The following is a 14,277-nucleotide window of genomic DNA, read 5'->3' as shown; positions in this document are numbered from 1 at the left end:
ATCAAGGTCAGGCGCGGCACGAAGAAATCCGCCCAGTCAAAATCATCAAAACCCACCAGGGCCATTTGCTCCGGCACCTCGATATGCGCGTCACGCAGGGCCTGCATGGCGCCGAGAGTCATCAGGTTATTGCCGGCCATGATCGCGGTGGGCGGTTCGGGCAAGGCCAGCAATTGCGCCGTGGCCTTGCGCGCCGGGGCGGTGTCCGAGCCGCCGTTGACCAACAACCGCGGATCAAACCCCAGCCCCGCCGCTTGCAACGCCGCGCGGTAACCGGCCACTCGCTCATCCGTGGTACTGAAACCTTCGCGCCCGGCGATAAAGCCGATACGGCGATGCCCATGGCCGATCAGGTGGGCAATCAGCGCCTGCGTCGGCGAGGCATTGTCCACGCCGATCTGATCAAACTGCTCGCTCATCATGCGGTCCACCAGCACCGCTGGAATCTGATTGGCGCGCAAATACTCCAGAGCCATTGAGCCGTTCGCCGGCGCCAACAGAATCCCGTCGACGCGCCGATGGTGCAGCGCGGTGACCACCCGCAGTTCCTGCTCCGGGTCGTCGTGGGTGTCGACGAACAGCATCATGTAGCCATGCTTGGCGCACTCGGTTTCGATCGCGTGCACCGTTTCGCTGAAGTAATGGTTGGACAGCGCCGAGATCGCCACGCCAATCGTGCTGGTGCTCGAACGGGCCAGCGAGCGCGCCAGGGTGTTGGGGGCATAGCCCAACGCCTGGATCGCGCGCTGCACCGCCTGCACCGTGGCCGGGCTGACCTTGCGCGTGCCGTTCAACACGTGGGACACGGTCGACGACGACACACCGGCCCTGCGTGCCACGTCATCCATGGTGACCACAGCGCTTATCCTCCGGCTAAATCAACGTTTACTCGACCAGCCGCTGTAGGTACCGACGTTGTCGCGGGTGATCAGTTTGGGCGTGAGCAAGGTCACCGCTTCGGCCGGGGCTTTGTCGTTGAGCAGGTCATTGCCGACGTTCACGGCGGTCTGGGCCATGGCCCATGGGTCCTGGCTGGCGGACGCCTGGATCTGCGTGTCGGTTTTCAGCGCGTTCTCGATATCCGGCGCGCCGTCCACCGAGGTAATAAGGATGCCGCTGCGCTTGAGCTGCTTGGCCGCCAGGTCGCTGCCGATGGCTTGCGGATCGTTGATCGCGAACAGGCCGTCGATTTTCGGGAAGCGCGTGAGGTAGCCCTGCATTGCATTCAGGCCGCCTTCGCGCGAGCCCTTGGCGTCCTGATCGTCGGACAGCACCTTGATATCCGGCGCCCCGGCCAGTGCGGCCTTGCAGCCTTTGACCCGGTCGGTCACGGCGGTGACTTGCGGGCCGTTCTGGATAATCACATTGCCTTTGCCGCCGAGCTTGTCGACCAGGAACTGGCAGGCCAGCTTGCCGGCCTCGACGTTGTCGGTCTGCACCGTGGCGTTCACGCCCTTGGCGTCCACGTCCACCGCGACCACGACGATTCCGGCGTCCCGCGCCTTTTTGATTGCCGAGGCCATGGCCGAAGGGTCGACGGCGTTGATCAGGATCAGGTCGACCTTGGACGAGATAAAGTTGTCGATCTGCGAAAACTGCTTGCTCAGGTCATAGTCGGCGGACACCGAGGTGACCTTGACGTTGGGGTTCAGCTCCTTGGCGCGGGCGCTTGCGCCGTCGGCCAGGGTCACGAAATACGGGTTGCCCAGCGAGCCCATGCTGATACCCAGCGCTTTCAGCTCGCGGGCTTCGACCACGTTGGACATCAGGGCAGCCAGGGCAATAACGGGAAAGATGCGTTTAAGGTTCATGCGGGTCTCTCTTGTGATTGTTGTTTGAGTCAAATCAGGTCCGGGCACCGGACTGGCGATAGCGATCCAGCGCCACCGCGCCGATGATCACAATGCCCTTGATGATGTACTGCCAGATATCCGACACGCCGAGCAGCACCAGGCCATTGGTGAGTACCGCGATGATCAGCGCGCCGATCAACGTGCCGCCGATGGTGCCGACACCGCCGGTAAAGCTGGTGCCGCCGAGGATCACCGCGGCAATGGCATCCAGCTCATAGGATTGGCCGAGTTGCAGGCCGTTGGCGGCGAACAGGCGCGAGGCGCTCATCACCGCGCCCAGCCCGGCCAACGCGCCGGACATGGCATACACGAACAGCAGCACTTTCCAGACTTTTATCCCGGACAGTCGCGCCGCTTCCGGGTTACCGCCCACCGAGTAAATCTGCACGCCCATCACCGTGCGGCGCAGGATGAACCACGACAGCGCCACCACCGCCACGGCGATAACCACCAGCCAGGGCACGCCGAGGATCGAGTCATTGCCGATAAACGCGAATGGCAGGTCGGGGTTGAACACGGTTTTATCGTCGGCCAACAGCCGCGCCAACCCGCGCATCGCCGTCAGTGCACCGAGGGTGACGATAAACGGCGGCAGGCGCATAAAGGCGATCAAGCCACCGTTGACCAGGCCCAGCAGCAGGCCAAAGCCGATACCGGCGGCAATCCCGAACATGCCGAACTGCGGCGACATCGACGCCTGCAGCGCCACCACCGCCGAGGCGGCAAGGATCGCGCCCACCGACAGGTCGATGCCCGCCGTCAGAATCACAAAGGTCATGCCTGCCGCCAGCACCACGTTGACCGAGGCCTGCTGCGTGATGATCGACAGGTTTTGCATCGTCAGAAAATTTTCACTGGCCAGCGCGAAGCCCACCAGCAGCAGGATCAGCACCGGCAGCATGCCCACCGTGCGCATCAGTTCGCGTACGCGTTCGGCCTTGCCTGTTGTTGCAATCATCGAATCAGCCATGGGCAACCACCTGATCGCCACCGGTGGCGAGGTCAATAATACGTTCCTGGGAAATAGCGTGGCCCGAGGCCCCGCCGACTTCGGCGACCAACTGGCCTTCGCGCATGATCAACACGCGGTCGCAGGTGCCGATGATTTCCGGCAACTCGCTGGAGATCACCACGATGCCCACGCCGGCCAGCGCCAGTTGATTGATGATGCGGTAAATCTCGGATTTGGAGCCGATGTCGACGCCACGCGTGGGCTCGTCGAGGATCAGCACATGCGGCTTGACCTCCAGCAGCCGCGCCAGCAGGACCTTCTGCTGGTTGCCACCGGACAACGCACCGACGCTGACCTTGCCCGACGCCACCCGGATCGACAGTGACTTGATCGCGGCATTCGAGCGTTGCGCGGCGTGGCCGCGGTCGAGCACCCCGCCGGCGTGCGCATCCGGCACGCAGGCGCACACGTTGATGTTGTCGGCCACGCTCATGTCCAGGAACAGGCCCTGGGCCTTGCGGTCTTCGGTGAGGTAGACCACGCCGGCGCGAATCGCATCTGCCGGGTTACGCAGCTGCGTGACGGTCTTGCCGACCACTTCCAGCGTGCCGGAAGTGCGTGGGTCGGCGGCAAAGATCAACCGCGCCAGCTCGGTGCGCCCTGCCCCGACCAGCCCGGCAATGCCCAATACTTCGCCGGCGTGCAGGTCGAAACTGCAATTGCGTACGCGTTTACCGTCGGCCATGTCGCGCACGCGCATCACCACGTTGCCGGGGTTGTAGGCGGCGTTTTCCTTCTTGTAGAAACCGGACAGGTCGCGGCCCACCATCATTTTCACCAGCACTTCGGCGGACAGCGCATCGCGGCTCAGCTCGCCGATGTATTGGCCGTCGCGCAGTACCGAGACCCGGTCCGACAGCTCGTAGATTTCGGCCATGCGGTGGCTGATATAGATGATCGCCAGGCCCTGGCTGCGCAGCTGTTTGATCAGCGCGAACAGGCGGTCGGTCTCGCGTGACGACAACGGCGTGGTCGGCTCGTCCATCACCAGGATCCTGGCGTCGCCATGCAGCGCGCGGGCGATTTCCACCAGTTGGCGCTCGGCAATCGACAGGCTACTGACCGGCGTTGCCGGAGTGAACTCGGCGCCCAGGCGCTGCAACACTGCCTCGCAGCCGGCCTGCATGCCTTTGCGGTCGATGGTCCAGCCACGGCGCAGTTCACGGCCCAGGTAGATGTTTTCGGCCACGCTCAGGTTCGGGCACAGGCTCAGTTCCTGGTAGATCACGGCAATGCCGAGGGCTTTGGCGGTGGCGGGAGTGAAAGTGGCGACAAGTTGACCGGCAATGCGGATCTCACCACCGGGGTCGGCCTGGTAGGCGCCCGAGAGGATTTTCATCAGGGTGGATTTGCCGGCGCCGTTCTCCCCCATCAAGGCGTGGATTTCGCCGGGGTAGACCTTCAGGCCGACAGACTTGAGCACGCGCAGACCGTTGAAGGTCTTGCTGATGCCCTGCATCTCAAGCAAGGGTTCAAGGCTCATTGATGAGCTCCTGGGTTTATTATTTTTGTAGTCGAGTGCCGCCGACTCTAGTCAGATACATTTGCTTACGCAAGCGCTTGCGTCTGCCATTTATCGCTTGATGAAACGTTTAATCATGCCGAATTGCGCAAAATCGACCATTGCATCCAATTGAGGGTATAAAACTCATACGTCGTGAGGTTTCGGCCATCAAAACGCCATAATCTCTGCTATTGTCCAAAGACCTCATCTCCTCCTCATCGTCTGCGGGCGGTCTTCTGCGAGCATGCTCTGCGCCGTTGTCGCCTGACGCCGGCGGGCCTGAAACTCATGGAAACCGCCAGCGATGGATAAAAGCCCCACTCCGAATCCGCCCGAAGCCCAATCGCGCGCTGAAAAAATCGTCGAATTCAAACGCCAGAAAACCCTGCTCAAGACTGGCGCCCTGCAGGACGCGATTTTCAACAGTGCGTACTTTTCGAGCATTGCCACCGACGAAAAAGGCGTGATCCAGATTTTCAACGTCGGTGCCGAACGCATGCTCGGTTACGCCGCTGAAGACGTACTGAACCGCATCACCCCCGCCGACATTTCCGACCCCGCCGAACTGATCACCCGCGCCGCCGCCCTCAGCCTGGAACTCGACACGCCGATCACCCCCGGCTTTGAAGCGCTGGTGTTCAAGGCCTCGCGCGGCATCGAGGACATTTACGAGCTGACCTATATCCGCAAGGACGGCAGCCGCCTCTCGGCGATGGTTTCGGTGACTGCGTTGCGCAACCGGCATGACACGATCATCGGTTACCTGCTGATCGGTACCGACAACACCGCGCGCAAACAGGAAGAAGCCGAACGCAAAGGCTTTGAACGCGCGCTGGAAGAAAAAAACCTGGAGCTGGAACACGCCAGCCATATGAAGTCCGAATTCCTCGCCACCATGTCCCATGAACTGCGCACGCCGCTGAACGCCATTATCGGCTTTTCCGAAGCCTTGAAGGATGGCCTGGTGGGCGACATGAGCGATGTGCAGCGCGAGTACATCGGCGATATTTTCACCAGCGGCCAGCACCTGCTGTCACTGATCAACGACATCCTTGATTTGTCCAAGGTCGAGGCCGGGATGATGGACCTCGAGCTGGAAGCCGTGGAGTTGTCGGGGTTGCTCGCCAACAGCCTGTTGATCGTGCGCGAAAAGGCCGCCTTGCAGCGTATCCAGTTGAAGTTGGAGAGCCAGGACGATTTCGGCATCCTCGAGCTGGACCTGCGCAAGACCAAACAGATCATCTACAACCTGCTGGCCAATGCGGTGAAGTTCAGCGAGCACGGCGGCTCGGTGACCCTGGCAGTGCGCCAGGTGGCGCGCGACCAGGTCGGGCAGATCGCCGGTGCATGGCCGGTGCACGGCTTTGTCTTGCAGCCCAGCGCCCATCAGCAATTCCTGGAACTGAGCGTGAGTGACAGCGGCATCGGTATTGCCGAGGATGACATGGGCAAGCTGTTCAAGGCTTTCAGCCAGATCGACAGCAGCCTGGCGCGCAAATTCGAAGGCACCGGCCTGGGCCTGGCAATGGTCAAGCAACTCACCGACCTGCACGGCGGCAGCGTCGCCGTCGCCAGCCAGGAAGGTCTGGGCACGCGCTTTGTGGTGTGGCTGCCCTTGCACCGCGCCGCCAGCCAGGAGGCCGCATGGCGCACATCCTGATTGTCGAGGACAACGAGGCGAACATGCGCCTGGCGCGGTTACTGCTGGTCAATGCCGGGCATACCGTGGTGTGGGCCGCCGATGCCGAAACCGGCCTGACCCTGGCGCGCGCGCAACAACCGGCGCTGATCCTGATGGACATCCAGTTGCCGGGCATGGACGGCCTGGCCGCTACTTCGCTGCTCAAGCAAGACCCGGATACCGCGCACATCCCGGTGATTGCCCTGACCGCCATGGCCATGAAGGAAGACCGCGAAAAGACCCGCCTGGCCGGCTGCGATGCGTACGTCATCAAGCCATTGCGCTACAAAGAGCTGTACCAGGTGATCGATACCTTGCTGCACCAGAACATCAGCCCACTTAGATGAGTCCTCTCCATGGCCAGCCAACCCGCAACGCTGTTGATCGTTGACGACGAACCACAGATTCGCAAACTCTTGGAAACCCTGCTGCAACACGAGGGCTACCAGACCCTGACGGCCGGCAGCGGCGAAGAAGCGCTGCGGCTGGTGGCGCAACAGCCGCCCGACCTGATCCTGCTGGACATCATGATGCCGGGCATGGACGGCTACGAAGTCGCCAGCCAATTGAAAGGCGACGAAACCACCGCGAATATCCCGATCATCATGCTCTCGGCCCTCAGTGAACCGAGTGCTCGCGTCAGCGGACTGGAAACCGGTGCGGAGGAGTTCATCAGCAAGCCGGTGGAACGCGTCGAGTTGTGGCTGCGGGTGCGCAACCTGCTGCGCCTGAAGGCCCGCGGCGATCAACTGAAAAATCACAGCCTGATGCTCGAACAGCAACTGCAACAGCAAACCGGCGAAACCTCGGGCATGAACGTGCACGACCTGGCCCGCCAGGACCTGGAAAACGCCTTGCGCCAGGCGGTTGAGCGCAATGAGTTCATCGTGCATTACCAGCCCAAGGTCGAGCTGGCCGAGGGCAAGGTCTGCGCCCTGGAAGCCTTGTTACGCTGGAGCCGCCCCGAGTATGGCGCGGTGTCGCCAGCGGTATTTGTGCCGATCCTGGAAAGCCTCGGCCTGATCGTCCCCGTGGGGCGCTGGGTGATCAATAACGTATGCCAGCAGATCGCGCAGTGGCAGCTTACCGATATTGGCGCGGTCGAAGTCTCGGTAAACGTCTCCGGCCATCAACTGATCGAGGGCGACCTGATCGCCGATATTGCGCGCATCCTCGCCAGCACCGGCGTCGCGCCGCACTGCCTGGAGGTTGAACTGACCGAAAGCTCGCTGATGGAGAACACTCAGCACACCATTGCCAGGCTGCAGCGGCTGCGGGCAATGGGGGTAAAGATCTCGATTGACGACTTCGGCACCGGGTATTCCAGCCTGGCCTACCTGCGGCGTTTCCCGATCGACACGCTGAAAATCGATATCGCGTTTATCCGCGAGGTCACCACCAACCCACAGGATGCGGCCATTACCCGCACCATTATCGAACTGGCTCACAGCCTGAACCTGCGCGTAGTCGCCGAGGGTGTCGAAACCCAGGCACAACTGGGGTTTTTAAAGGCGGCGGGCTGCGATCAGATCCAGGGGTACCTGTTCAGCCGGCCGTTGCCGATGGCAGAGCTTGAACGTCTGTTGTTGGAAAAACGCCGATTAGCGTGACAACTCATTCGATCAGACGGCAGTGGGCGCCCGCGCTGAACGTCGACATATAGAGAAACGAGATAAGGGCTGAGAGAGGGAATCATTCCAGTGCGATCGCTACATAGGGTGGAGCCCAAGTACGTTTCTAGAACGGGGCTTTCACAGTCAAACGAACAAGGATGACGGACCTATGCAAAGCATTTCCAACCACACTTCCCCATGGCCTCAGCCCTCAGTGCCTTCTGCGCTGCCAACCCCGCAGCCGCTGCCCAGTCAAAAGCATGAGCCCTCAACCCCGCCGGAGACGGCGGGCTCCCCTCGCGCCCAAGGTGATCGTGAATTAGCCATGGCGTATAGCGAGAGGCTGTCTGGCAATATTGACATCAACGACATCCCTCCGGACTCCACATTCGGCCAATGGTGGGGCCAGTTGCGCGACGCCTTCCAGTCGCCGGAGGTGCGTCAGTGGATTCAGGATAAAGGCATAGACATCGCATCGATCATGCTCGATCCGGAATCGGGTCAGCTCTCCTACAGGCTTCAGCTTGGCTTGGACCCAGAGCGCACATTGCACACGTCGGGGCAAGATGACAGCCAGTGGGCCGCCATCAGCGGGCCGATCCTTCAGGCCGCACGAGCCATCGGCTTGGGAGCACCGTTTGCACCTCCGGCAGGCGGGGCGGATCGACCGGTTCCCTGGTCGGTCGTGGGGCGTTTTTATCGGGAGCCGCAGGACCTTACGCCGGCCGCCAAGCGTATGCGTGCGACGGAAATCGAACAGGATCAGGGCTTCAAACCGCTGGATTCAAGTACGTACGCCGGCCTGCTCAAGTTGCGCAGCGAGGATGCGCTGCAGGATCAGAAAGCGGTGCTAGGTGATACCTACAACCGGCATGTTGCGGCCCATACGCTACGCCTCCTCGCAACGTCTGCGGAGAATGACACCGACTACGGCGGGCTGATCCGCGATGGATTGGAGCGCAAGATAACGCTGCATTCCGACGCCACCTATCAACCACCCAAGAGGGGTAAATGGATTGAAGTGAGCCTCCTGCAGTTTCTGCGGGATCACGGCTGGGACATCCCGACTACTCACGAACAACTGATAAACCTGGCAAACGCCCTCTCCAACGCGCAACCTAAGGCTGCGGCTCATGGCAACCTGGGGGGGGCGCTGAGCTGGCCAGAACCGCTTGACCAGGCCAGCCGGGAACAGCTGAAGGGCGACATCCGCCCATACGGCAATGTCCTGGATTATCTGTTGGACGGCAGGCGACTTTCCGCTGAGGAACAGGCTAATCCGCGCGCGTTGCTCGATGACTTGATCAATTCGCCCAAGGGCAAGGCACTGGGCGAGGCGCTTCAGGCCAAATTCGAGGCGCGCTCGGTTAAAGGCAGTGCCACTGACTGGCTCCTGGCGGCGTTGAACCTGGAGACCACCGCGCATTCGGGCAAGGGCGGAACCCTCGAAGGCTATAGGCTGGTCTCAGCTGAAAATTCGGGTAAGCCTGCCTCGATGATCGTCCAGCAATTTGCTGATCACCTCGTGCTGACTGGCAGGGCCTCCTCCCCGCAGACCGCAGCAGTTCAAGCGCGTGTCATGCTCGCCGGTCGCGCCCCGGAATTCCTGGTCAAGGGCATCCCGGAACAAGTCCTTCCGGGCAACCACAGCTGGGTCAGCTTTACCACGGCGGTCGCCCGCATCGAAGCTCAGTCGCCTGGCGCAACCGCCACGATGAACTATGTACAAATCATGCTTCAGGCCAGCATTGCCCCCATCACGGATACTGAACGCCGGACTGAGTTTGCGGCTCAGAACGAAGCGATCAAGGACTGGGCGGAGGCAAGTGGCATGGGCTATCCGTCCGACGTTACCGCCATGACCGCTGTGCGCAAGGCGTTTAACGCGCAGATCGGCGAGTTCAGAGCGGCTGCTGAAACCCACATCGGCAAGCTGCCGACGACCGAGAGCCTGGCGCTGGAACAGTTGAAAAAAGCGTTTCCGGAAATGAAGCCGGAACTGTTCGAGGTAAAAACCATCACCTCGCAGCCTTCCAATCGGCACTTTAACGGGCCCTACTCGATACTGGATCTGTATATCGACGGACGAGGCGTGCGCCGCGCACCCGACTCGGCAGATGACTGGGGCGTAACAGGCCGGGACTTTGTGAACAAAGTGACGTTTGGGCAAGTCACTATCCCGGTTGATGGTGTCCCTGCGCAATGGGTCTCCTCATCCAGTGCGATCGACATCAACCACGTCATGGCCAAGCTCAACACCCTTCCATCCGCCAAAGCCACCTTTGAGACGGCGTTCGCGGATTACAACAACGCCGTCAAAAAAACCACCTCAGCACAGATCAAGCACCTTATTTCCAGCTTGCCGCTGGAAGACCGGCAAAATCTTGAGTTCGGCAAAATCACCATCCGCAAAGAAGTCGACTACCACAGAACCGACTACCCCCTGCGCACATCAGAGGGTGTTCTGCTGGTCCAGACCGAACGCAACGGCAAGGTCTTGACCTATGAAATCGATCGATTGAAAGGCACGGTGACCCCGCGGCCACAGGAGACTTACCAGGAATACCTGCCAACCGGCAGCTTCTTTCCTAAAAAGGGTAAGAAATACCTGGAGGTAAAGCCTGCGGGTGACCACTCAACCGCTGAACGACAGGGCGCGCAAGGCGTACCTAACAGCTTTGGGAGTGCCAGGACCCAGTACCTGGTCGACGCGGTGATCGAAGATATGGATTGGCCTGGCGTCCACCGGTCTGCCAAGGGCAAGACAACCTTTGAAACCGAGGTAAGTCCGCATGAAATCCTCATCGATATTGCGCTCAACCTGATCCCACTCAGGTCAGCCATTCACAACTTCATAAAGGGCAATGTCGGCGAGGGTTTTGTCGACCTCGGCTTCGATATCTTCGGTTTCGCCGTCGGCCTCGGCGCTGCAGCCAAGGGCGCGAAAGCGCTTTCAGCCGGCGCCTCGGCGCTGTCCAAAGCCACCCAGGCAGGCAAGATCGTCGGTCGCGCAGCGTTGGGCGCACTTAACCCTTTGGGCGGGATAGATGACCTCGCCAAAGGGCTCGTGAATGGCGTGCGCACGGGCGCCGGCGCAGCCTATAAGGGCGTCAAGCAACTGCGCGGTTCCTATCGCAGCGTCAACCTGCAGGATTTGGTCAAACAACCCGATATCGCGCAAGGCAGCTATAAGGCTGCTAATAGCGCGAACGATGTCAATACATTGGCCAAGTTTGATGCCGACACCGGGAAGTGGTTTGCCTACAACCCCAACACAAAAAACGTCTATGGCAAAGCCATCGAAGGCTTCACGCCGCAAAAACCTTCGATGATCGACAATGTTTTAGAAACATCGCTTCTCGAGACCGGGTTGGCAAAAGACAACGTCATTCAATTGGGCAGCAACATAAAAGAATTCAAGGTTATTGACTCCGAAGTTCATGTTTTTTACGACGTGTACAAGGGAACTGATCGGCTGAATATCGTGGCGCATGGAAAACCCTACGTCTCGAATAAGAAAATATTCTCGCGAAATAACGCAGACATCGAAATCAGCGGTAAGGCCTATTCCGCCGAGCAACTGGTGGCGTTGTTAAAGTCAAAAGGCGTAGACCCGCAGGATTTCGACAGCGTACGACTGATGATATGCCACTCTGCCGAAGGCGGCAGCCGATCATTCGGCAGCCGAATGCAGAAGGTAATCAAAAAGCCCGTGAAAGCGTTTGAAGGCACCGTCACCACCAACTTTGACCCTGCAACCATCACGCACTCGCGAGATCAAGGTGTGGCTGCGCTGAAAAAACAAATTCCTGGTATTCCCGACGACTATGCGCAAATGCTGGCAGCGGATTTTTTGCGAGCGAGGTATGTCGATAAACTAAAACCTAAGCTGTACAAAAATAATGGAGAAATTGTCGAGATCAACATAGCCCCACTGGGTGATGCACCTAAACTTATCAAGGCCCCGGTAACGTATCTGCCGAAGAAGTTCGGTCCCGCCCTTTGAGGGCCCTGGGAGCTTGCCGACTCACCTGATCAAAGCACATTGAACCTGTACCCGGCCGTGGTCCTCCAACCTGGATAGACCACGGCCCGGAACACGCTCGATGACTTTCATTCTATGGTTGGCCGTCCTCGGCGCCGTCCTGCTCACCCTCGCCCTTACCGCTTCGTACCTGCGCTGGATGCCCGTCACCACGTCGGCGGTGTGCCTGTTGCTGGGTGTCGCCATCGGCCCGCTCGGTGTCGACCTGCTGCATCTGGACATCAAAGGCTCTGCGCGCTGGATGGAGCACCTGACCGAAGTCGCGGTGTTGTTTTCGTTGTTTGTCAGCGGGCTGAAACTGCGCTTGCCGTTGCGCCATCGGACTTGGCGCATCGCGTTTGGCATGGCAGGACCTGTGATGCTGGTGACCATTCTCGGCGTGTGCCTGGCGCTGCATTACCTGTTCGAATTGTCCTGGGGCGTGTCGCTGCTGGTCGGGGCGATTCTTGCGCCGACCGACCCGGTGCTGGCGGGGCTGGTACAGGTCAACAATGCACAGGACTATGACGCGCTGCGTTTTGGCCTGTCCGGTGAAGCGGGTTTGAACGATGGCACCGCCTTCCCCTTTGTGATCTTTGCGCTGCTGTTCATGCAGCATGGCGGCTTTGACGGTGACTGGCTCGGCGGCTGGGTGCTGAAGAACCTGCTGTGGGCGGTGCCCGCCGGCCTGCTGATCGGCTACTGGATGGGCCGAGGTATCGGCCGCGTGACCTTGTGGCTGCGCATCACCAACGCCGACAGCACGCTGTCTCCCAACGACTACCTGACCCTGGCCCTGATCGCCCTCGCCTACGTGGTGGCCGAGGCAGTCGGCGGTTATGGCTTCCTGTCGGTGTTCGCCGCTGGGCTGGGCTTGCGTCAGGCGGAATTCAAGTCCACGGGCAAGTCATCAACGCCATCGGAGCACTTGGCATTGCCGGTGGTCGGCCACTTGGAAGTGGAGCCCGAGCGCGCGTTGCAAGGCGATGTCAGCGAACTGGCCGATACGCAGATCGCCGCCGGCGTGATGATGGGCGACATGCTCTCGTTCGGCAGCCTGGTGGAGCGCTCGATGGAAGTGTTCCTGGTCACGCTGCTGGGGATCGTGCTGGTCAGCCATTGGGATTGGCGCGCGGTGGCGGTGGCTGCGCTGCTGTTCTGCGTGATTCGCCCCGTCAGCGTATTCGCCATGCCCTGGGGCAGCCTGATCGATCGCCGGCAACGCGGCTTGATCGGTTGGTTCGGGATTCGCGGGATCGGCAGCATCTACTACCTGTTCTACGCGCTCAATCACGGGCTGATTGGCACCAGCAGCGGAGTGGCGGTGAACCTGACCATTTCGGTGATCGCCTTGAGCATCGTCGTTCATGGCCTCAGTACCCAGCCGATGCTGGCGTGGTATGAACGACGTGCCAAGGTGAACACTCAGTCCTGATTTTCGGTATTGCCTACGTCCGCCGCTTCATCCAGGTCGTTGAGCGGCACTTCTGCATCATCCATCAGCGAGCCCGGGTCTTCATTGCCTGGGTCGTTGAGTTCGTCTTCCAGTTCTTTGGACATGAGCGTCTCCTCTAGCCGCCTTGGGTGTCGATATCCGCGTCGGTTTCAGGCTTGGCTTCTGGCTCTGGCTTGAAATCCGGGCTGTAGTCGTTTTCCTTGGCCTTGGGGTCGCTCGCCGGCTTCGGATCTTTCGGCGCGTCGGCCGCAGTGCCTGGGGCCGGCTCGCCACCGTCAATCGCCGGGTCGTTACGGTTGCTGGTTTGCGGGTCGTTGTCTGTGCTCATGGGTCACCTCGGTTGAAAAACGCAGACTGCGTAAAACTAAGGTCCTGCGCGGGCCGGTGAAGTTCCAATTGCTTACGAACCTGGGTTGTCCACCTGGATATAGAACGCGTACGCGCCGAGCAGGACCCAGAACACCATGAACAGCCACGGTGCGCGCATCGAGAACAGCAGCGACTTGCGATAGCCTTTGTGCGAGGACTCCATTTCGGAAAACAGCGGCGACTCGTCGTAGGCCATGCCCATTACCGGCTCGCTGCGCAGTAGTTCGCTCTGCTTGTAGTGCCAGTGGTCAATGATTTCGTAAGCGGCGCGAATCCCCGGCCAGGCGTTCAGCGAGCTGAGAATGCCGAGAAAGGCCAGGAACGCCGGCACGATCAAGGTAAACAACTTGCCCCACTCCGGGTTGAGGTTGCCCATGCCAGAGACAAAGGCGATCACCAGGAACGATTGCGCGGTGAGGTACGCGTCGGTGCGGTTGGCCAGGATGGTGGTTTCGTACTGGATCTCGCGCCGGTAAAAGTCCAGGCGGTCTTTGGGCGAGCCGAAAATCTTCGCGTTGTGTTCGCTGTGGTCGGTCAGGGCCGCTTCAGGCGTGTCGGGGGAGATGATTCTGGGCACATCCGTGCTCCATGCAGGGCTGAAACCCATTAGAAGAATCGGGCGGGTGCGAAGTTCAAGTTTGTTCATGCACCCTTTTGGGGCGGCCAGCGCCCTCGTGGCGAGCGGGTTGTTGTGGCGGGCGGGCTTGCCCCGGGTTGGCGTGCGCAGCGCTCGGGCTTTTTTGGGGCCGCTTCGCAGCCCAGCGC

Annotated in this window: 12 protein-coding genes; 5 read left to right on the top strand and 7 right to left on the bottom strand. The window is 60.5% G+C overall.

Features of this window, described 5'->3' with window-relative positions; genetic code table 11:
- From WBR57_RS01235 to WBR57_RS01220, 4 genes are all read right to left on the bottom strand, one after another.
- Positions 1-857 (bottom strand): LacI family DNA-binding transcriptional regulator (locus WBR57_RS01235; protein WP_424081378.1); only part of this gene is annotated, 857 nt, incomplete at its 3' end.
- Between the two features lie 21 nt (positions 858-878).
- Positions 879-1,811: an ABC transporter substrate-binding protein gene (locus WBR57_RS01230; protein WP_424081377.1), complete on the bottom strand. Its 933-nt coding sequence runs from the start codon at positions 1,809-1,811 to the stop codon at positions 879-881.
- 34 nt (positions 1,812-1,845) lie between these two features.
- A complete protein-coding gene (locus tag WBR57_RS01225) occupies positions 1,846-2,823 on the bottom strand; it encodes an ABC transporter permease subunit (RefSeq protein ID WP_053130049.1) in 978 nt (325 codons plus the stop codon).
- A complete protein-coding gene (locus WBR57_RS01220; RefSeq protein ID WP_424081374.1) occupies positions 2,816-4,348 on the bottom strand; it encodes a sugar ABC transporter ATP-binding protein in 1,533 nt (510 codons plus the stop codon). The genes WBR57_RS01225 and WBR57_RS01220 overlap by 8 nt, the downstream gene beginning before the upstream one ends.
- A gap of 325 nt (positions 4,349-4,673) precedes the next feature.
- On the opposite strand from WBR57_RS01220, the gene WBR57_RS01215 reads away from it, so the two are divergent.
- From WBR57_RS01215 to WBR57_RS01195, 5 genes are all read left to right on the top strand, one after another.
- On the top strand, positions 4,674-6,029 hold the full coding sequence (locus tag WBR57_RS01215; RefSeq protein ID WP_424081372.1) for a sensor histidine kinase: 1,356 nt from the start codon (positions 4,674-4,676) through the stop codon (positions 6,027-6,029).
- Positions 6,014-6,397, top strand: a complete 384-nt coding sequence (locus WBR57_RS01210; protein WP_424081370.1) for a response regulator — start codon at positions 6,014-6,016, stop codon at positions 6,395-6,397. The genes WBR57_RS01215 and WBR57_RS01210 overlap by 16 nt, the downstream gene beginning before the upstream one ends.
- A 9-nt stretch (positions 6,398-6,406) precedes the next feature.
- Entirely contained in the window at positions 6,407-7,660 is a 1,254-nt protein-coding gene (locus WBR57_RS01205) for an EAL domain-containing response regulator (protein WP_424081368.1), read from the top strand.
- 172 nt (positions 7,661-7,832) lie between these two features.
- Positions 7,833-11,669 carry a hypothetical protein gene (locus WBR57_RS01200; RefSeq protein ID WP_424081365.1) on the top strand — a complete coding sequence of 1,279 codons (3,837 nt, stop codon included), beginning with the start codon at positions 7,833-7,835 and terminating at the stop codon, positions 11,667-11,669.
- Positions 11,670-11,769: 100 nt separating this feature from the next.
- Entirely contained in the window at positions 11,770-13,122 is a 1,353-nt protein-coding gene (locus WBR57_RS01195) for a cation:proton antiporter (protein WP_424081363.1), read from the top strand.
- Here the strand turns inward: WBR57_RS01195 and WBR57_RS01190 are convergent.
- The 3 genes from WBR57_RS01190 to WBR57_RS01180 all read right to left on the bottom strand — a co-directional run bounded on the left by WBR57_RS01190 (position 13,113) and on the right by WBR57_RS01180 (position 14,089).
- Positions 13,113-13,247 (bottom strand): hypothetical protein, encoded by a 135-nt coding sequence (locus WBR57_RS01190; RefSeq protein ID WP_272948862.1) that lies wholly within the window; start codon positions 13,245-13,247, stop codon positions 13,113-13,115. The genes WBR57_RS01195 and WBR57_RS01190 overlap by 10 nt on opposite strands.
- Before the next feature lie 11 nt (positions 13,248-13,258).
- A complete protein-coding gene (locus tag WBR57_RS01185) occupies positions 13,259-13,471 on the bottom strand; it encodes a hypothetical protein (RefSeq protein WP_424081361.1) in 213 nt (70 codons plus the stop codon).
- Positions 13,472-13,543: 72 nt separating this feature from the next.
- A complete protein-coding gene (locus WBR57_RS01180) occupies positions 13,544-14,089 on the bottom strand; it encodes a hypothetical protein (protein ID WP_424081359.1) in 546 nt (181 codons plus the stop codon).
- Positions 14,090-14,277: the final 188 nt, after the last annotated feature.

It is taken from the genome of Pseudomonas sp. (genome assembly GCF_049590575.1).
Taxonomy (GTDB): Bacteria; Pseudomonadota; Gammaproteobacteria; order Pseudomonadales; family Pseudomonadaceae; genus Aquipseudomonas.
This window is presented reverse-complemented; position numbering and strand designations above follow the sequence as displayed.